The organism is Paraburkholderia sp. MM5482-R2, from assembly GCF_050436125.1.
Taxonomy (GTDB): Bacteria; Pseudomonadota; Gammaproteobacteria; order Burkholderiales; family Burkholderiaceae; genus Paraburkholderia; species Paraburkholderia tuberum.
Genome location: NZ_JBNDLP010000003.1, coordinates 2,959,839 through 2,979,439 on the forward strand (window position 1 = coordinate 2,959,839; position 19,601 = coordinate 2,979,439).

At 62.8% G+C, this 19,601-nt stretch carries 17 protein-coding genes; 2 read left to right on the forward strand and 15 right to left on the reverse strand.

Features of this window, described 5'->3' with window-relative positions; genetic code table 11:
• Positions 1-2: 2 nt before the first annotated feature.
• From OKW37_RS35535 to OKW37_RS35595, 13 genes are all read right to left on the reverse strand, one after another.
• On the reverse strand, positions 3-1,145 hold the full coding sequence (locus OKW37_RS35535) for an acyl-CoA dehydrogenase family protein (protein WP_429403727.1): 1,143 nt from the start codon (positions 1,143-1,145) through the stop codon (positions 3-5).
• Positions 1,146-1,147: 2 nt separating this feature from the next.
• Positions 1,148-2,350 carry an acyl-CoA dehydrogenase family protein gene (locus OKW37_RS35540; protein ID WP_184061939.1) on the reverse strand — a complete coding sequence of 401 codons (1,203 nt, stop codon included), beginning with the start codon at positions 2,348-2,350 and terminating at the stop codon, positions 1,148-1,150.
• A 77-nt stretch (positions 2,351-2,427) separates the two neighbouring features.
• Entirely contained in the window at positions 2,428-3,207 is a 780-nt protein-coding gene (locus OKW37_RS35545; protein WP_184050265.1) for an enoyl-CoA hydratase/isomerase family protein, read from the reverse strand.
• Between the two features lie 48 nt (positions 3,208-3,255).
• Positions 3,256-4,149, reverse strand: coding sequence for a crotonase/enoyl-CoA hydratase family protein (locus OKW37_RS35550; RefSeq protein WP_090808822.1), 894 nt, complete (start codon positions 4,147-4,149; stop codon positions 3,256-3,258).
• A gap of 32 nt (positions 4,150-4,181) precedes the next feature.
• Complete coding sequence (locus OKW37_RS35555; protein ID WP_429403730.1) at positions 4,182-5,714, reverse strand: class I adenylate-forming enzyme family protein; 1,533 nt, start codon at positions 5,712-5,714, stop codon at positions 4,182-4,184.
• 33 nt (positions 5,715-5,747) lie between these two features.
• Complete coding sequence (locus OKW37_RS35560; RefSeq protein ID WP_429352508.1) at positions 5,748-6,563, reverse strand: 2-oxo acid dehydrogenase subunit E2; 816 nt, start codon at positions 6,561-6,563, stop codon at positions 5,748-5,750.
• A 51-nt stretch (positions 6,564-6,614) separates the two neighbouring features.
• Positions 6,615-6,845 (reverse strand): biotin/lipoyl-containing protein, encoded by a 231-nt coding sequence (locus tag OKW37_RS35565; RefSeq protein WP_018425497.1) that lies wholly within the window; start codon positions 6,843-6,845, stop codon positions 6,615-6,617.
• A 43-nt stretch (positions 6,846-6,888) separates the two neighbouring features.
• Positions 6,889-7,881, reverse strand: a complete 993-nt coding sequence (locus tag OKW37_RS35570; protein ID WP_184061943.1) for an alpha-ketoacid dehydrogenase subunit beta — start codon at positions 7,879-7,881, stop codon at positions 6,889-6,891.
• Positions 7,878-8,864: a thiamine pyrophosphate-dependent dehydrogenase E1 component subunit alpha gene (locus OKW37_RS35575; RefSeq protein WP_429352509.1), complete on the reverse strand. Its 987-nt coding sequence runs from the start codon at positions 8,862-8,864 to the stop codon at positions 7,878-7,880. The genes OKW37_RS35570 and OKW37_RS35575 overlap by 4 nt, the downstream gene beginning before the upstream one ends.
• 16 nt (positions 8,865-8,880) lie before the next feature.
• Positions 8,881-10,590, reverse strand: a complete 1,710-nt coding sequence (locus OKW37_RS35580; protein ID WP_429403731.1) for an FAD-binding protein — start codon at positions 10,588-10,590, stop codon at positions 8,881-8,883.
• Positions 10,590-11,948, reverse strand: coding sequence for an aromatic ring-hydroxylating oxygenase subunit alpha (locus tag OKW37_RS35585; protein WP_429403732.1), 1,359 nt, complete (start codon positions 11,946-11,948; stop codon positions 10,590-10,592). The genes OKW37_RS35580 and OKW37_RS35585 overlap by 1 nt, the downstream gene beginning before the upstream one ends.
• Before the next feature lie 140 nt (positions 11,949-12,088).
• On the reverse strand, positions 12,089-13,021 hold the full coding sequence (locus OKW37_RS35590) for an electron transfer flavoprotein subunit alpha/FixB family protein (RefSeq protein ID WP_429403733.1): 933 nt from the start codon (positions 13,019-13,021) through the stop codon (positions 12,089-12,091).
• A 2-nt stretch (positions 13,022-13,023) separates the two neighbouring features.
• The gene (locus OKW37_RS35595) at positions 13,024-13,773 is read right to left on the reverse strand and encodes an electron transfer flavoprotein subunit beta/FixA family protein (RefSeq protein WP_018425503.1); all 750 of its coding nucleotides are present in this window, start codon (positions 13,771-13,773) and stop codon (positions 13,024-13,026) included.
• A 137-nt stretch (positions 13,774-13,910) separates the two neighbouring features.
• On the opposite strand from OKW37_RS35595, the gene OKW37_RS35600 reads away from it, so the two are divergent.
• The gene (locus tag OKW37_RS35600; RefSeq protein WP_429403734.1) at positions 13,911-14,921 is read left to right on the forward strand and encodes a zinc-dependent alcohol dehydrogenase family protein; all 1,011 of its coding nucleotides are present in this window, start codon (positions 13,911-13,913) and stop codon (positions 14,919-14,921) included.
• Between the two features lie 31 nt (positions 14,922-14,952).
• Positions 14,953-15,735, forward strand: coding sequence for an SDR family oxidoreductase (locus OKW37_RS35605; RefSeq protein WP_429403735.1), 783 nt, complete (start codon positions 14,953-14,955; stop codon positions 15,733-15,735).
• Between the two features lie 128 nt (positions 15,736-15,863).
• On the opposite strand, the gene OKW37_RS35610 is transcribed toward OKW37_RS35605, so the two are convergent.
• On the reverse strand, positions 15,864-18,347 hold the full coding sequence (locus tag OKW37_RS35610) for an efflux RND transporter permease subunit (RefSeq protein ID WP_429403736.1): 2,484 nt from the start codon (positions 18,345-18,347) through the stop codon (positions 15,864-15,866).
• 11 nt (positions 18,348-18,358) lie between these two features.
• Positions 18,359-19,423: a WD40/YVTN/BNR-like repeat-containing protein gene (locus OKW37_RS35615; protein ID WP_184061951.1), complete on the reverse strand. Its 1,065-nt coding sequence runs from the start codon at positions 19,421-19,423 to the stop codon at positions 18,359-18,361.
• Between the last annotated feature and the right edge of the window lie 178 nt (positions 19,424-19,601).

Genomic DNA, 19,601 nt, shown 5'->3' on the forward strand with positions numbered 1-19,601 from the left:
TCTTACGCCGTTATCGGTGTCCGGCCGCCTGCTGCAACGCGGTCGAGATGAAAGTCGATATCGCCGAACATCTTCTCCATCATCGTCATCTTGCGGAAGTAGTGCCCTACCGGATATTCCTCGGTGAGCCCCATGCCACCGTGCAACTGGATGCCCTGCGCGCAAACGAAGCGATTGGCGCGCGCGGCAACGGCTTTGGCCGCCGAGATGACGCGGCTGTGTTCGGCCGCCGGGCCGTTCAGGTGCGCGATCCCGCAGTACAGCATCGAGCGCGCTTCCTGCGTGGCAACGAACATCTCAGCCATGCGATGCTGCAACGCCTGGAACTTGCCGATCGGCTGGCCGAACTGCGAGCGTCCCTTGATGTACTCCGAGGTGATCGCCATCACGGCTTCCATCATGCCAAGGCTCTCGGCCACGCTCGCGAGACTGGCGAGTTCCGTTGCCTGCGTGAGCACCTGCAGCGAGCGTTCAGGTCCGACGATCAATGCATCTTCACTGAGCTCGACGTTATGCAGGTCGATATCCGCGGCACGCGATCCATCGAGCAAGCGGTACGACCGGCACGTTACGCCCGCGGCCCGGCGATCGACAAGAAAAACGCCCACGCCTTGCGACGCGCCTTCGACTCGCGCGGTCACGAGCAGCTGGTCCGCCGACGCGCCGGCGATCACCAGCGTCTTCGCGCCGCTGATCAGGTAACCCGAGGCGCTCTTGAGCGCGTGCGTTTGCGCGTGGCATCCCAGCTTGTACCGGCTGCCCGCTTCGCTGTCCGCGAGCGACAGCAGCAGCGTGCCGTCGATGACGGCGGGCAGCAGCGTCTCACGCCGGCGCGGCGCATCGCCTCGTTCGACGATCGTGGCGCAAAGCAGCGCTGTCTGCACGACCGGCTCGAGCGCCATACCGCGGCCGAGCGCCTCCATCACGATCGCCGTTTCGACGAACGAGCACCCGAGACCGCCGACGTCTTCCGGCATCGTCAGCCCGAGCCAGCCAAGTTCGGCATAGGCGCGCCAATGTTCGCGGCTGAAACCCTCTTGCCCCGATGCGATGCGCGTGCGCGCCTCGAATCCATACTCCTGCTGAACGTAGCGCTCCGCGCCGTCCTTCAGCATCGATTGTTCTTCGGAGAAGTTGAAGTCCATGGCTACAGTCCAAAAGCCAGCTTGGCAATGATGTTCTTCTGCACTTCGCGCGCGCCGCCATAGATCGTGGAGGCGCGAGCGATCAGATAGCCCGACGTGCGGCCCCCCATGTAATCCGGCCAGTTTTCGTCGACCGCCAGATCACCCTGCGGCTCGCCGTGGTCGTCGAAACGCATCGCGCGGGGACCGAGTGCGTCCATTTGCAGTTGCGTCACGCGCTGTTGCATCTCCGACCCGCTGATCTTCAGCGCAGAGACGACCGCATCGAGATTGCGCTCGCTCTTCTCTTCCGCAAGGATGCGGAGCACCGACCATTCGAGCGCCATGAGGTCCGCTTCGACCTCCGCGACCTTGCGCGCGAACCCGGGTGTATCGATGAGCCGCACGCCGTCCTCCCGCTCCTGCCCCGCGATGTCTTTCGCGCGTTGCAGCTCGCGTTTATTGAAGTACAGGAACGCGCTCGCCGTGCGCTCCTTCTCGAGGAGGTACTTCGCATAGGTCCATCCCATGCCGGCCTCGCCCACGAGATGCGACTTCGGCACACGCACGTTTTCGAGGAACACTTCATTCAGGCCCTTGCCGCCCTCGATCGAAACGATCGGACGCACCGTGATGCCCGGCGTGTCCATGTTGACCAGCAGGAAGGAAATGCCTCGTTGCGGCTTGACGCTCGTATCGGTCTTGACGAGGAAGAAGCCCCAATCGGCAATCGTTGCGTCGCTGGTCCAGATCTTCTGGCCGTTGATCACGTACTCGTCACCGTCGAGCACGGCCGTGGTCTTCAGTCCAGCCAGATCCGAGCCCGCGTTCGGCTCCGAAAAGCCCTGGCACCAGAACTCGTCGCCGCGCAGAATAGGCCCGAGAAAACGCTCCCTCTGCCAGTCCGAACCGAACGCGATGATGACGGGCGCCACCATCTGCGTCGACTGCCACCCATAGTCCATGGCATCGGCGTTGTACAGCTCTTCCATGAAGATATGCTTGCGAAGCGCGCTCCAGCCGGTGCCGCCATGTTCGACGGGCCAATGGGGCGCACCCCAGCCGCGCTCGTACAGAATGCGCTGCCATCTGCGGATGTCATCGCGCGCAGGCGGATGCACGCCAACACGCCAGCGGCGTGAAATGTCGGCCGGCGCATGCTCACTGAAAAACGTTCTGACTTCCCGACGAAATGTTTCGTCTTCCTCGCTATAGCCGAAATGCATGCCTGACTCCTGAATCTCTTGCGCCCTCGTTGTCTGCTCTGTCGCGCCACTGCGCCGCGCTTGTGCGGGTGCTCCGCCTAGCGGCCTCTGAAAGCCGGGGCGCGTTTTTCTCTCGCGGCGAGCCGGCCCTCCGCGGCGTCCTCGGAGTTCACCGCGAGCGCCACCGCGTTCAGTTCCTGCGCAAGAAACTCTTCCATGCCACCGGGGTTCAACCTGAACAACTGCTTGGTCAGCCCGAGCGAGAAAGTCGGGCCAGCCGCCAGCTCGCCAGCCAGCTTTTCGGCGGCCGGGTCAAGCTCGCCGTCCTCGACGAGATGGCTGGCAAGACCCATATCGAGTGCTTCCTTGCCACTCAGCCGGCGATTCAGATACATGATTTCCTTGGCGCGAAACTCGCCGCAATGACGCGCAAGCAGATACACCATGCCGCCTTCAGGTAAGGTGGCGCGCATCAGGAAGGCGGGAATGAACTGCGCCGTATCGGAAACGATGAGCTGGTCCGCGCACAGCGCAAAGCTCCAGGCAATTCCCACGGCAACGCCTCGTACCGCCGCGACCACTGGCTTGTTCAGGTTGTACAACCGAAGCGCGATCTTCTGATACACCGCCATCGATGCGCGCGCGTGCGCCACACTCATCTGCGGTGGCGCGGCGCCGCTGCCCTTGATGTCGGCACCGGCGCAAAATGCGCGGCCTGCGCCAGTGAGAATCACCGCGCGAATCTCCGGATCCTTTTCGATGCGATCGAGGTGGCCGAGAATCAAATCGAGCATTTCCGGCGTCAGCGCGTTGAGCTTCTCGGGGCGGTTCAGACACAGCGTCGCAACCGCGCCGTTCAAAGTGAGTTCAACATCCATGATGTTCGGCTCTTCGTCTGAGTTTGGTTCGTCCGTTCGACGGTCTGGTCAACTGCCGCGAGCATGCAGGCGGATCATCCCGTCGCCGAACGGCTCGTCGCGGCGCTTCAGCGCTTCCTTCAGGCCAACCGCTTCCATGTCCGCCTTGAACTGCGCGCGGCGCGGCCCCAGGCTCTGGTGAGCCCGTGAGTCGTTTTCCACCGCGAGCCGCTGAAGCGTGCGCGAACCGGCCAGCTCCAGCCCGATGTTGACAATGCGCTTGTTGGCCGCAAGCAGATCGGCATCGACAAACGAAAGACGGCGTGCCAACTCGCCCACCTCCGCTTCGAGCTGCTCTGCCGGCACCGCATCCATGACGAGCCCGATCTTCGCGGCGTCGCGGCCCGTCAGCGAGTCGCCAGACAGCAGCAGGCGCTTCGCCCACTGCGGGCCGACGTGATAGAACCACATATGCGCAGGCGGCGAGCCGTTCGCGCGCGTGGCGGGAAAGCCGATCCTTGCGTTGTCGGCGGCGATCACCATGTCGCACGCCAGCGCGAGATCCGTGCCGCCCGCAAGACAGTTGCCATGCACCTGCGCGATGATCGGCTTGTGGATATCCGCCATCAGATTGACCGTCTCCGACTGCCGCTCCATCGACCAGCAGTCGTCGTCGAAGCTGCGAATCGTTCCACGATAGTCACCCGGATCAGCGGCGTCCGCGGCCCGATCCGAATACGTCGTCACCAGATCGTAGCCTGCGCAGAAGTCGCGGCCAGCTCCCGACAGTACGATCACGTTCACCGATTTGAGGTCGTCGGCTTCGAGCAACGCCGCCTTGAGTTCCTGCAGAAGCGGATTGTTGATGGCGTTGCGCTTGTCCGGACGACTCAGCGTGATGCGCGCAACGCGTTGCGCCACTTCAAACTTCACGCACTCCGATGTTTTCAGCCATTTGGCCATGGTCGATTCCCTCCAATTGAGGCGATTGCCGTTCACCGGGCAAACTGCGCGCGCAGACTTACCTTGCTGATCTTGCCCGTCGGCAGCCTCGGCAATTCGTCGATGAATGCAATGGCTTTCGGACATTTGTAGCTCGCGATCAAGCCGCGACAGAACTCGATCAATTCGGCTTCGCCCGCTTGCTCGCCACGGCGCAACACGACGATCGCCTTGACGCACTCTCCCCACTTCTCGTGCGGCACGCCGATCACCGCCACGTCGATGACTGCCGGATGCTGGAGCAGCGCATCTTCGACTTCACGGCTGTAGATGTTCTCGCCGCCGGAAATGATCATGTCCTTCTTGCGGTCGACGAGGAAAATGTAGCCGTCCTCGTCCTGGTAGCCCATGTCGCCCGAGCGATACCAGCCATCGCGCAGTGCTTCCACCGTCGCCACGCTGTTGTTCCAGTAGCCACTCAACTGCGTCTGCGAGCGCAGCCAGACCTCGCCGGTCTGGCCTTGCGGCAGATCGTTGCCTTGATCGTCGACGATGCGCAGGTCGATGCCGGGGCACGGGCGCCCTACCGATGCGAGACGCCGTACCTGTTCAGGGGACCCTTTGGGCTTGACCTCGTGCGCAGGCAACCAGCAGGCGTTGCTCTCGGTCATGCCGTACTGGACCGAAAACACCGGGCCGAGCACCTGAATGCCGCGCGACAGCAGCGGTGCAGGCACCGGGGCTGCCGCCGTGACGATGTTTTCGATGCTGGACACGTCATAGCTCGACAGTTCGGGCACATCGAGGACCGCCTGAAGCATCGCGGCAACCATGAACGTGAAGGTGATGCGTTCTTCGGCGATCGTCTCGAGCATTTGCTTCGGCTCGAAGACGCGATGCACGACCGTCGTGCCGCCCATCCAGGCCACCGAATTAACGAAGCCAATTCCACCGACGTGGAACGCCGGCGTCGTCTGTAGCACGCGGGTATTGCCCGAAAACTCCGTCACCAGCGCGCAGCTTTCGGCGGTGACGCACATGGCATGGTGCGTGCGCACGACGCCCTTGGGACGCCCCGTGGTGCCGCTCGTGTACATCAGGTACGCGTAGTCTTCCGGTTTCGAACGGATCGGCGGCCCTTCCACTGGGCCGGCTTCCATCACCGCCTCGAATGAAACGGCCCATTCCGGCGCGTCGCCAATGCAGATGTACTGCTCGATTTCGGGCAGTTGCGAACGCAGTCCGTTCACGACATCGGCATACTGAGCCTCGAATACGAGCGCCTTTGAGGCCGCGTCCTTAAGAATATAAAGAATCTCCGCGGGGGCCAGTCTGAAATTGACGGTTGCCAGAATGAAGCCGGCCCACTCGCATGCACGGTAGCTCTCGTAGTACTCCGCGCAATTCATCGCGAGGATCGCAACCCGGTCCTGACGCCGCAGGCCGCGCTCATATAGCGCTCCCGACAAGCGGCGTGCACGCTCCGCCAACTGACTGTGCGTCAGACGCCGGTCGGCGTACACGAGCGCCGTGTGGTCGGCATGCAAGCGAGCGTTTCGCTCGATCATCTCGCCAAGGGTTCTCATCTCAATCCCGTCGTTGTTTTGTCAGATCGACTGTTAGCCAGCGAGCGTCTGCGGATCGGCCAACACGGTTCCAATGAATGCGGCGAACCGCGCTGCGTCGGCTCCGTTGATCACTCGATGATCGTAGCTGAGCGACAGGGGCAGCATCTTGCGCCAGCTGACGCCGCCGTCGTCCGCCGGCGCGGCTGCCAGCCGGGTTTTAGTCACACCGAGAATCGCCACCTCCGGCGCATTGACGATAGGCGTAAAACCAGTCCCGCCAAAGCCGCCGAGCGAACTGATCGAAAAGCAACCGCCCGACATCTCTGCCATCGATAAACCCTTTTCGCGAGCCTTCTGCGAAATTGCCGCAAGTTCCACCGAGAGTTCTTCGACGCTCTTCCTGTCGCAATCGCGCAGCACCGGCACCAGCAATCCGAAGCGCGTGTCCACGGCGACCCCGATGTGGAAGTACTTCTTCAGAACGATGTTTTTGCCGTCACCGTCGAGCGACGCGTTGAATTGCGGGAACTCCTGCAAAGCCCGCACTACGGCTTTGATAAGGAAGACGAGCGGCGTCAGCTTAACCGCCGTGCTCGCCTCGTTACGGGCCTTGCGATAACTTTCGAGCGACGTAATATCAGCGTCGTCGTGGTGGGTCACATGCGGGATCGTCAGCCAGTTGCGCGACAGGAAGGCTCCTGTGAGCTTCTGGATGCGCGACACCGGCTTGACTTCCACCTCGCCGAATTCGGCGAAATCGACCTGCGGCCAAGGCGGCAGATTCGCGCCGAAAGCGGGGACTGCAGCCTCGCCGGGGCCGGTATTCACATCGGACTGCGGTCGCGTAGCAACGGATTCGACACTCATCGCGGATGCCTCTTCGAACGACTGTTGGACAGCGTGACGGCCTACGGCCAATCAGACGATTTCCGCCAGCACCGTGCCGACGGGATACACTTCGCCAACCTGAGCAACGATGCGCAGCGTGCCCGACGCGGGCGACTCGACCTCCTGAATCGATTTGTCGCTTTCGAGCGCGTAGAGAATCTGCCCTTCGCTCACGGTTGCGCCGTCGTCCGCCAGCCATTCGGCTAGCGTGCCTTCGTTCATGGAAAAGCCCAGTTTGGGAAGCAGCACTTGTGTGGTCATGACCTTGCTCTATTGATGATGGAATTCCGGGTGTTCGTGCTGGTCATTTCAGCGTCGCGCGAACCGCCGATTCGATTTCGGCCACGCCCGGTACGAACGCGTCTTCGAGCGGCTTCGAGAACGGCACGGGGCAGAATTGCGCGCCTACGCGCTGCACGGGCGCCTTGAGCTCGCGAAAGAGGGCTTCGTAGATACGGGATGCGATTTCCGCACCCACGCCGAACGGTTTGACGGCTTCGTGCACGACAACGGCGCGCCCGGTTTTTGCAACCGAAGTCAGGATAGTTTCGGTATCCAACGGAGAGACGGTGCGCAAATCGATCACTTCGCAGGCGACACCATCTTTGGCCAGCGCTTCGGCAGCAGCCATGGCTTCCTGCACGCGGCGGCTGTAGCTGATCACTGTCACGTCGGTACCCGCGCGAATCACGTTGGCTTTGCCAAGCGGAATCGCCACGCCGCGCTCCGGCGCACTGCCCGGATTCCAGTAGGTCGGCATGTTCTCGATGAAAAGGCAAGGGTCGTCATCACGGATGCAGGACAGCATCAGGCCATACGCATCGGCAGGATTCGACGGTGTGACGACCTTGATGCCGGCAACGTGCGCAAACCAGGCCTCGAGGTAGTCGGCGTGCTGACCACCCGTGCCGAAGCCCGCACCCGTCATGGTGCGGATGACGATCGGCACATGGGTCTGTCCGCCCGACATGAACCGCAGCTTCGCGGCGTGATTCACGATCATGTCCATCGCGACGGTCGTGAAGTTCATCAGCATGATTTCCGCCACAGGACGCATCCCGACCATCGAAGCGCCGATTGCCGCACCGATGATGGCCTGCTCAGAAATCGGCGTCGAACGCACCCGCGACGTGCCGTATTTCGACGACAGTCCCTTCGTTACGCCGACAATGCCGCCCTCCTGGCCGTCGGCAACGTCTTCACCCAGCACGATTACGTTGGCGTCGGCGGCCATCGCGTCGTCGAGCGCGAAGTTGACCGCCTGGATGGTGTTGATGTTGGTTGGCTGCTGGCTCATGCAAGCACCTCGTCCTTGAAGATGTCGCGCCGAAGCTCCGCGACATCGGGATATTCGCTCGACAGCGTGAATTCGACCGCGGCGTCGATCTGCGCCTCGTGTTCGGCTTCCATCGCAACCAGTTGCTCCTCGGTCGCATGCTTCGCATCGATGAGCCACTGACGGAACAGCGGCACCGGATCCTTCGCGAGCCAGGCGGCCTTTTCGTGCTTGTCCATATAGGCGTCCGGGTCGCCGAACACGTGCCCCTGAAAGCGGAACGTGTTCGCTTCGATCAGCGTCGGGCCGCCGCCATTGCGCGCGCGTTCGACCGCTTCGTGCGCCGCCTTGTGCATCTGAATCGGATCGTTGCCGTTCACCGTGATGCCCGGCATCTGGTACGCGACGGCGCGCTGGGCGATGTTCGGCGCGGACGTGCCATACGCGTATTTGGTGTGCTCGGCATAGCCGTTGTTCTGGCAGACGAAAATCACCGGCAACTTCCACACGGACGCCATGTTCAGCGACTCGTGGAAGGCGCCAATGTTTGATGCGCCGTCACCGAAGTAGGCCACGGCCACGCGCGATTCACCACGAATCTGCGCGGCGAGCGCAAGCCCATTTGCGATCGGCATCGAACTGCCGACAATGCCGGTCGTCACCATGACGCCCGACGCGGGATGCGTGACGTGCATCGGGCCGCCCTTGCCTTTGCACGTCCCCGTCACTCGTCCTCCGAGCTCGGCCCAGAGTTCCTTGAGCGGCACACCTTTGGCGATCATGTCATGGACGCCGCGGTAGATCGTGCAGATGTAGTCGTCGTCGGTGAGACACACCGACATCGCCGACGGAATCACTTCCTGGCCGCGCGGCGAGTAGTACGGCATCACCAGCTTGCCGGCCTTGATAACGGCACGAAAGCGCTCATCGTTCTGCTTGATGAGAGCCATGCGCCTGTAGATGTCGACCAGGATTTCGCTGCTGGGCGGCTGATAGGCATTCATTCGTCACTCTCCTGTGTCACCAGATCTTTTGCGCGCCGCTCGCATGCAGCGCCGCGATGTAACCGAACACGAACGATGCGCCGATGCTGCTGCCGGCGCCCGGATAACACCGGCCAACCACGGATGCCGTGCAGTTGCCGGTGGCGTACAGCCCAGGGATTTTCGAACCATCGTCCTTCAGCACGCGCCCGTATTCGTCGGTCACGAGACCGCCTGCCGTGCCCACATCCCCTGGATACATGCGCACGGCGTAGAACGGCCCCTCCTCGATCGGCCCGAGATTGGGGTTCGGTTTGATGGTCGGGTCTCCATGACAGCGATCGAATGCGCGCGAGCCGCGACCGTAATCTTCGTCGACGCCCGTTTCGCAGAAGCCGTTGAAGCGCTTGACGGTCCCGAGCAGCCCAGCACGGTCGATACTGCATTTCGCGGCCAGTTCTTCGAGCGTGTCAGCCTTGATCATGTATCCACTGTCGAGCCACTTCTGCGGAATCTGGCCCGGCATCGCCGTGCCCCACGGGTAGTACTTACGCTGCCGGCTGTCCATGACGACCCACGCGGGAACGGCCTTACCCGTCTGCTTGTGGCGCTGGTACATGCGTTGACCGATTTCCATGTACGCTCCCGCTTCGTCGCAAAAGCGCTCGCCGTCCTGATCGACCATGATCGAAAACGGCAGCGACAGGTCGAGGTGATGCATGAACGGCAGCGGCGAGCCATCCGGTGCGCGTGCACCTTCGGGCAGTTCCTCGTTGGGACCGAGCGACGTCACGACCCACCACGCTTCCTCCATGCAGTCCACTGCGCCGCCGAGCGCAATCGCGGCTTGCAGGATTTCACCGGTATCGCCCGGATTCGCATTGGTCCAGTCCGCGGACGACGGCTGCGGCTGGTACCTGCGGCGCATTTCCGCGTTGTGTGAAAAGCCGCCGGTATTCAGCAGGACGCCTTCGCGAGCACGCACGCGCAACTCGCGGCCGCTGCGCACCGCGACGATGCCTGTCACGCGTCCGTCCTCGACGATAAACTCGCGCACCGGCGCGTCCGTCCAGATCGGCACGTTCGCGCGCAGCGCCATCTGCAGCATGCGCCCCTGAATCGCCGCGCCGTTGGCCACGAGCTCCTTGCCGGTGATCTTCTGGTAGAGCATCCGGCCACCCAGTTGCATCGCCTTGCGCTTGCCGCCCCACGTCCGCTTCATCAGAAACAGTTGCGGATACTCGTCCGAGTTGGCCGGCATCGACGGCCCCTTGTAGCGCGACAGACGCGGCGCCCATTCGCCCAGTTCCTTCACGTCGAACAACCTGGCCAGCAGCGACCGGCCACGCGGCTCGCCGCCGGGCAGCGTGTCGTAGTAATCGGACCAGCCGTCCGCGTACACGAACTGCATCCCCTGCTGCTCGAGAAACTCGGCCATCTTCGGGCCGGTGCGCAGGTAAGCCTCGCGTCGCGCGTCAGAAGTCCCCGGCCCTTGATAAGTAACCGCCGCATCGAAGTACTGGCGCGCGCGTTCATAGGAATCGCTGACGCCGTGACGCTTCATCACATGATTGTTCGGAAGCCACCAGACCCCGCCCGAATATCCGGTCGAGCCGCCGACCTTCGCCTGCTTCTCGATGATCAGTGCTTCTTTGCCCACCGACTTGCAGGCAAGCGCCGCACACATCGAACCCCCGCCGCTGCCGACCACCACGAAGTCGTAGGTTGCGTCCCAGTTCGTCGACATCACTCATCCCGCGCGATGAATTCGCGCAGCGCGCGATGGAAGTTCGAAACCGACGATTCCTGCAGCGGATTGGTGCGCAAACCCTTGAAGCCGCGCGACTTCATGCCCTGCTGAACGTTGGTCATGTTCTGGAAGTCCTGCCACAGGATCAGGCCGAAGTTCTCCTGCGCGTTCTCCTTCCAGTCGTCCACGCCGTAATAGAACTCGCGCTTCAACGGCGGCTCAGCCCCAGGCGCGAAGCGCTGCAGCGACCAGATGTCGTAGATACACGAATCCGGATTGTCGCCATCCGGCCGCGCGCGATAGAACAACGCGCCGTCCGGGTACGGCAGGAACACCAGATTCGGAAAGACGTGCCAGTCCGCTCCCGCGCGACCCAGTTGCTCGAAAGAGATCTCGGGCCAGCCCGCACCCTCGGCGATGGCCGCCTCGCGCTGAAATTCCATCGCCTTCCCAAGGACTTCGAACTGGTTACCCGACGGCGACATTTCGGTCATCAGGCGCTTCGCGGCTTCGTAATCGCGCGCGGTATTGATCGCCTTCAGAGTCTCTTCCATGACCCGGAAAAAGTTCACGAGCCCCTGGCGTACGTCTTCCGGCATCGGCTTGCCGGTCCGCGGCGAGGGCGCGCCGATCATCCGCGTCGACGTCGAATAACCAAACATCCCATGGCGGCCATAGGAGAAACTGCGCGTCACGTCATCGCCGGCGACGTCGAGCAGTTGCGGATGGGTTGCCGCTACGTGATAACCCTCGTTGAACGCTTCGAGTGCAACCTTCCAGTTGCACGGCAGACGAATCGACTTGTACCAGCGGTAGCGCATCTTTTCGAACTCGAAGCAGTTCGTGATCTCCGGCACCGGGTCGAGAAATTTCGCGAGCGGCTCTGCGTCCGGATCCATATTGATGAACACGAACCCGCCCCACGTATCGACCAGCACGTCCGTGAGACGAAGGTCCCCGTCAGCCATGTCCGGGCAACCTTCCCAATCTTGCCTGTCGAGCACACGCGCAAGACTGCCATCCAGATTCCACTGCCAGCCGTGATAGGCGCAGTGAAATTTCGCGGCCTTGCCACAGCCATTAGTCAGGCGCCGGCCACGGTGCTGGCAGACGTTGAAGAAGGCCTTGATCTGATCTCCCGTGGTTCGTACCACGATGATCGATTCGCCGGCCACGTCGAAGGTCACGAAGTCGCCCACGTTGGGAATCTCTTCCAGACGGCAGGCGACCTGCCAGACTCGCGGCCAGAGGCGCTCTTTCTCGCGCTCGAGAAACTGCTTCGACAGGTAACTGTCCTTCGGGACAAAATCGAGGCGGACAGTGTGCTCACCCGAATCGGGACTGGTGTTACCCATTGTTATCTCCTTCGTCATATGGCCGGCGTAGGCACCGGTTCCGCCTTTTTATGTGGGGGCCGCGCAGTCGACGGCCATATTGCAACTAGCTGTTCAATTATCTTGAACAGCGTTCCGCTCGGTGTCAATCCGGGCGAACGTCAATCGAGCGCCGCGGTCAGTGCCGGGACAGCGTCGAAAAGGTCGGCGCTCAGACCGTAGTCGGCCACCTGAAAGATCGGCGCCTCGCTGTCCTTGTTGATCGCGACGATGACTTTCGAGTCCTTCATACCGGCGAGATGCTGAATCGCGCCCGAGATACCCACCGCGATATACAACTGAGGCGCGACGATCTTGCCGGTCTGGCCGACCTGATAGTCGTTCGGCACGAAGCCGGCGTCGACCGCGGCGCGCGACGCGCCGACCGCGGCGCCAAGCTTGTCCGCGAGCGCGTCGAGCAGTTTGAAGTTGTCGCCGTTCTGCATGCCTCGGCCTCCCGACACCACGATGTTGGCTGCCGCAAGCTCCGGCCGGCTCGATTTCGTCAGTTCCTGGCCGACGAAACGTGCCTTGTCGAAAGCCGTTGCGGATGCGACTGCGCGCGACGGCGCGGCGGCCGAACCGGTAGCGGCCGCATCGAAAGCAGTCGGACGAATCGTGACGACCTTGATTGCGTCGGACGATTGGACCGTGGCGAGTGCATTGCCGGCGTAGATCGGACGCACGAACACATCGGGGGCCTTGAAAGCGATCACGTCGGAAATCTGCGCGCTGTCGAGCAGCGCGGCTACCCGCGGCATGAAGTTCTTGCCCACGGCCGTGGAGGCCGCGATCACGTGCGTATAACCGCTAGCCAGCGAAACGACGAGTGCGGCCAGATTTTCCGGCAGCCCATGCGCGTATTCGGGTGCATCCGCGACGAGCACTTCGGCGACGCCGGCAACGTTCGCGGCCTGCTCTACCACCGCCGACGCGCCGTGGCCTGCGACCAGTACATGAATGTCGCCGCCCGCAGCGCCTGCCGCCGTGACGGCGTTGAGCGTGGCGCGCTTGAGGCTTGCGTTGTCGTGTTCGGCGATAACGAGAATAGTCATGATCAGATCACCTTCGCTTCGTTACGAAGCTTTTCAATCAGCGCTGCAACATCGGGAACCATCACGCCGCCCTTACGCGCCGGCGGCTCGGTCACTTCGAGAACCTTCAGACGAGGTGCAACGTCGACCCCCAGCGCGTCGGGGCTCAGCGTCTCCAGCGGCTTCTTCTTCGCTTTCATGATGTTGGGCAGCGTCACGTAGCGCGGACTATTCAGACGCAAGTCCGTCGTGACCACCGCCGGCAGATCGAGCGCGACACGTTCGAGTCCGCCATCGATCTCACGCGTGACGAGTAGCTGTTGACCGTCCACTTCCGTCTTGAACGCGAACGTGGCTTGCGGCCAGCCGAGCAACGCGGCGAGCTTCTGGCCGGTTTGTCCCGCGTCGTTGTCGATGGCCTGCTTGCCGAGCAGCACCAGTTGCGGAGTTTCCCGCGCGGCCACGGCGGCCAGCAGCTTGGCGACCGCGAGCGGCTGCAGATCCGCATCGCTTTCCACCAGCACCGCGCGATCCGCCCCCATCGCGAGCGCCGTGCGCAGCACCTCCTGCGATTGCGTGGTTCCCGCCGACACCACGACGACTTCACTCGCCACGCCCGCTTCCTTGAGGCGCACCGCCTCCTCCACCGCGATCTCATCGAATGGGTTCATGGCCATTTTCACGTTGGCCAGATCGACTCCCGAACCATCGGACTTCACCCGGGGTTTCACGTTGTAGTCGATCACGCGCTTCACCGCGACCAGTATTTTCAATTTGACGCTCCGAACGCTTTGTTGAACAATGTTCTATATTCTGAACTCATCTTTTTGTAGCTGTCAACGAGAAGAATGAGGAGAACGTCGCTTGTCGCTCAATTCGACGCCCTCGTTCGACACCATGGAGACGACCAATGAAGCTCTATCGATGTGAACGGTTTGAAGGTATTGCGGGTCTGGCACTACGCGAGGAACCCGATCCGGCGCCGCCCGGCGCTCATCAGGTCCTGGTACAGGTCAATGCGAGTTCGTTGAATTTCCGCGAGTTGCTGCTGATCAACGGTGCGTATCGCGACTGGATGGCGCCCAACTTCATTCCGGCCTCGGACGGCGCGGGCGTCGTGCTTGCCGTCGGCCCAGGCGTGCGGCGCTTCCGACCCGGCGACCGGGTGATGGCCAATTTCGCGCAGAACTGGCACGGCGGCAGCCGCCCGCAACACGCGGATACGCTGGGCCGCGGCGCTATCGTCGAAGGCATGCTGCGCGACAAGGCGGTGCTGAGCGAGGAAGAACTGGTTAGCGTTCCGGATCATCTTTCCGACGAGGAGGCCGCAACGCTGCCTTGCGCCGCGCTCACCGCATGGAACGCGCTGTGCCAGCATGCGCCGCTGCTGCCGGGCCAAACCGTGCTCGTACAGGGCTCTGGCGGGGTATCGCTGTTCGCTCTGCAGCTCGCCCGTCTGTTCGGCGCGCGCGTGATCGCGACTTCGTCGAGCGAAGCGAAGCTCAAACGGCTTGCCGAACTCGGCGCCGACGCCACGATCAACTACCGCGACACGCCGAATTGGGATGACGCCGTGCTGCGCCTGACCGATGGCTTTGGGGTCGATCTGGTCGTCGAGGTGGGCGGCGCCCAAACCTTCGGCAAGTCCATTGCCGCCACTCGCGACAGCGGGCGCATCAGCGTGGTCGGACTGCTGACCGGCGCCCCTTCTCCCGGCGAAGGATTCTTCACGCGCGGGCTGTCGATCGCGCCGATCCGCGTCGGCTCCCGTCAGGATTTCGAAGCGATGAACCGCGCGATCGGACTGCACAAGCTCAAGCCCGTCATCGACTCGGTTTATGACTTTGCGCGCGTACCGGATGCGCTGCGGCACCTCGAAAGCCAGCAGCATTTCGGCAAGATCGTCATTCGCCACCGGTAACCAGCCTTCGCATGATCCACGGAGTCAGACTATGAAACTCTTTTCACTGGAAGGACAGATTGCGCTCGTCACCGGCGCGTCGCGCGGCCTCGGTTTCGCCATGGCTAACGCGCTGGCGGCAGCGGGTGCGACGGTGATACTGTGCGCGCGTTCGCGCGCGAGCCTCGAAACCGCTGCGGAATCGATTCGTAAAGCGGGCGGCGACGTCGATATCGAACCGTTCGACCTCACCGATCAGGGCGCAATCAGAAACGGCGTTCGCAACGTCCTTGCACGCCACGGACGCATCGACGTCCTGCTCAACAATGCCGGCATTTGCGAGTGGAGTGATTTTCTGCAGTCGAACCTCGACATGTGGCAAAGAACGATGGATACCAACGTCACGGCCGCCTACGTGCTCGCGCAGGAAGTTGCGCGCCCGATGATCGAACGCGGACACGGACGCATCATCAACGTCGGGTCTTATGTGTCGGTGCTCGGTCGCGAGAAGCTGCAGGCATACGTGGCCAGCAAGCACGCGATCGCCGGGCTGACGAAATCGCTCGGCGCGGAACTGGGCCGACACGGCATTCGTTGCAACGGCATCTGCCCCGGCTACTTTCTCACCGAAATGGCCGAGCCCGTCACGTCCAACCCGCAGATGAAGGAAATCGTGCGTTCGCATATCTCGGTGGGACGCTGGGGGAACCCCGAGGAACTCGGCGGCGTCGCGGTTTTTCTCGCCTCCGAAGCGAGCTCCTACATGAATGGGCAAATGCTGATGGTCGACGGCGGGGTCTCGGAGATCCTGAGCTTCCCGATGTCCGTGGTGTAGCGCAACGAGTGGCTCGCCCCAACGCGCCGCGTGACCTGCAGGCAACCCGGCCCGCTATCTCCACAGATAGCGGGCCAATTCTTTTGTCCTGCCAGGGTGCCGCGCGAAGAGCGGCACCCGTTCCGCAGTCACGACCGCAGCGTTGCCTCACCGCTACAGGCCTCGACCTTCGTGGAACCGGCGGCGCCGCCCTTCGCCACTGCTTTACGCGAAATGCCTTGCAGCAGGAAATGCGACAGCGCCGGAATGAGGATCAGCGCGCCGATCATGTTCCACAGGAACATGAACGTGAGCAGGATGCCCATATCGGCCTGGAACTTGATCGGCGAGAACGCCCACGTTATGACGCCGGCAGCCAACGTCACGCCGACCAGCGCCACGACCTTCCCGGTGAACTGCACCGCGTGCCGATAGGCCACACGCAGCGGCTGCCCAGCGCGCTGATACGCGAGCTGCACACTCAGCAGATAGAGCGCATAGTCGACGCCGATGCCCACGCCCAGCGCGATCACCGGCAGCGTTGCCACCTTCACGCCGATGCCGAGCTTGACCATCAGCGCCTCGCACAGCACCGACGTGATCCCGAGCGGCACGACCGCCACCACGACCGCGCGCCAGCTGCGGAACGTGATGAAGCACAGCAGGATCACCGCTGCATACACCATCAACAGCATCGTGCGGTTCGCCTTGGCGACAACGACGTTCGTCACCGCGTCGATGCCCGCCGACCCGGCCACCATCAGGAACTGATGATCGGCGTCGCTATGGGTTTTCGCGAATGCCTCTGCAGCCTCCATCACGCGCGACAGCGTCGCCGCTTTGTGATCGGTCAGATAGGCGATGACCGGTGCGGTGCCGCAGGTCTGGCTCAGCAGATCAGGATGATCGAGCAGGATCTGCCACACCGTCTTGTTCACGATCGAAGGCACGCGGTCGATCGTGTACCACTTCGGGTAGCCCTCGTAGAACCCGGACGTCATCCAGCGCGCGAGACCGCCGACCGAGGTGGTGGTCTGCACCCCCGGCACGCCCCGCAGTGCGGTTTCGAGCCGGTCGGCCTCGAGCACCAGCGGGAAGTTGTTGGCGTCGCAGGTGCCGTGCGACGACTTGCCGATCACGACGAACAGGTCGCTCGACAGACCGTAGTGCGCGTTGGTGTACGCGTTATCGAGGTTATAACGCGACTCCGGCCTGAGTTCCGGCGCGCCCGAATCGAGGTCGCCGATCTGCAGGTGCTGACTGATCGACCAGCCGAACACCGTGAGCGCCGCCGCACAAACGATCGCACCGACAGCCCAGCGGCGCTCGGTGAAGCGATCGAGCAGATTCCACAACGCGCCCGCCGACGAGGTGCCGCGCGCGTCGTTCTGCTCGCCACGCACGCTGCGTCGTGCAGCCGACGGACTCACACCAATGTATGACAGTAGTACCGGCAGCAGCAGCAGGTTGGTGAAGACCAGCACGCCCACGCCAACGCTCGCGGTAAATGCCAGATCCTTGATTACCGGAATGTCGATCACCATCAGCACGGCGAAGCCAACCACGTCCGCGAGCAACGCCGTGAGACCGGCGAGGAAAAGCCGCCGGAACGTGTAGCGCGCCGCCACGTAGCGATGCGTGCCACGCCCGATGTCCTGCGTGATCCCGTTCATCTTCTGCGCGCCGTGCGAGACGCCGATCGCGAAAACGAGAAACGGTACGAGCACCGAGTACGGGTCCAGCACATAGCCGAGCGTGCGAATGATGCCGAGCTGCCAGACCACCGCAATCAGCGAACACCCCACCACCAGCAGCGTGCTGCGATAGCAGCGCGTATAGAGAAAGATCACGACGAGGGCGATCCCCGCGGCCACGCCGAAGTACATCGCTACCAGCTTGAGTCCGTCGATCAGGTCGCCGATCAGTTTCGCGAAGCCCACCACGTGAACCCGGACCTCGCCGCGGCCCTCCGCTTTGATGACCTCGTCGATCCGGTGCGAGAGCTTCGCGTAGTCGAGCGGCTTGCCGGTATCGGCGTAATGATCGAGCAGCGGCAGCTGGATCATGCTCGAATGCAGATCGTTCGACACGAGGCTGCCCGCGATGTTGGCGCGGGCAACGTTGGTGCGCAGCTGTTCGACTGCCTGCGCGGACCCGTCGAAGCCGTCCGGCATCACCGGTCCCCCTGCGAAGCCGCGCTCCGTGACCACGTTCCAGCGCACGATCGGCATCCAGAGCGACTTCACGCCAGGCCGGTCGACGCCCGGAATCAGGAACAACGCGTCGTTGATACGCCGCAGCGCCGCGAGATATTTCGGATCGTAGATGTCACCCGACGGATTCTCGACGACGATCCGCAGCGAATTGCCGAGTCCTTTCAGATCCGCCTTGTTGGCGAGGTAGTTTTTGATGTACGGATGCGACAGCGGAATCATCTTCTCGAAGCTCGCATTCACATCGAGCCGCAGCGCCTGAAATCCAAGCACCGCCGTGATGATCGCGCAGATGATGATGAGCCACGGACGCCGGTTGAAGATCAACCGCTCGAGCGCGTTACCCGAGCGCGTATCGAAGCTGGCAAGATCCGCCACCACGGGCATCTTGTCGAATTGGGCATTGTTGCCGCCAGCCATGTCTGCTCCCCCTAGTGCAACTTCGACAATGCGATCCGCGACAGGCCGGCCGCACCGGCCAGCACCGCGGTGTCGCCGCGCAGCGCCATGGCGAAGATGCCGCCCGGCTGGCTCGCGCCGAGTGTATGAAACGTTGCCCCCTGGTCGACGCTCTCGAGCAGCTCGCCCGCCTGGGTCGCGAGAATAAGGTGACCGTTCGGCAGTTCAGCCGAAGCGAGAATGCTCGCGCCGGTCGGCAGCGTGATCTTGTCCCACGTCGCGCCGCCGTCGGTGGAGCGATACGCGTTGCCGAGCAGACCGTAGACGATCATCGCGTTGTGCGTGGAAGCGAGACCGAAGAAGCTACCCTTCGACGGCGTAGGCACCGCGACGAAACGCTGCTTGTCGGGATCGAGCTTGAGCAGCAGCCCCTGTTCGCCCGCGATATAAAGCGTGCCGTTGATACGGCGCATCGCATGCAGGTTCAATGCGTTGGGATTGTCGACGCGGTCGAACCAGGGCACCCAGCTCTTGCCGCCGTCGTCGGTATGAAAAATGATGTTGAACGAACCGATGACCCAGCCGGAACGCTCGTCATCGAACCAGACGTCGAGAAACGGACGGCCTCCCTGGTCTGCTTCAAAGCGCTCGGCCTCTTCGCGCGATGCCTTGAGATCAGGTGAATCGCCCGGTTGCTTCGCGTAGTACTCGCTCATCAGCCTGGCCGCCTGCTGGCCGTCGAGCTGTCGCGTCCAGCTATTGCCACCGTCGGTGGTATGGAGCACCTCGCCGTCGTGTCCGACCGCCCAGCCCAGCGCGGCCGACTTGAACGTAACGGCCACCAGATCGGAACTCACCGGCACCTGTACCTGGCGCCAGTGCACGGCTGCGTCGTCCGATACGAGAATTGCTCCGCGCGGACCTACCGCGACCAGGCGCTGTCCGGCCTGCGCCAGCGCCATCAGCGGTTCATGCGCGGCCTGCGGGTTGATGACGGCGGGCGAGCGCATCGGGTCGGCGAATTCGGCGTAGACCGACCCGCTCGCGGCGCATGCCGCGGCGACGATTGCCAGCCAACGAAACAGGGTCTTGCGCATTGTGTCTCCTTCACAGTAACTGGCGATCGATCACGCGAACAGTTCTGAGCTTTTTATGAAAACTTCTTTGTGCGCCATGCCATAGCCGGCACGGCGCACGTGCTGCGCCCTTCCTTGTGCCCGCCAGGCAAGCCGGGCAGGACGCATCACTCAATACCTCATCCTCAACTCGGCGCGC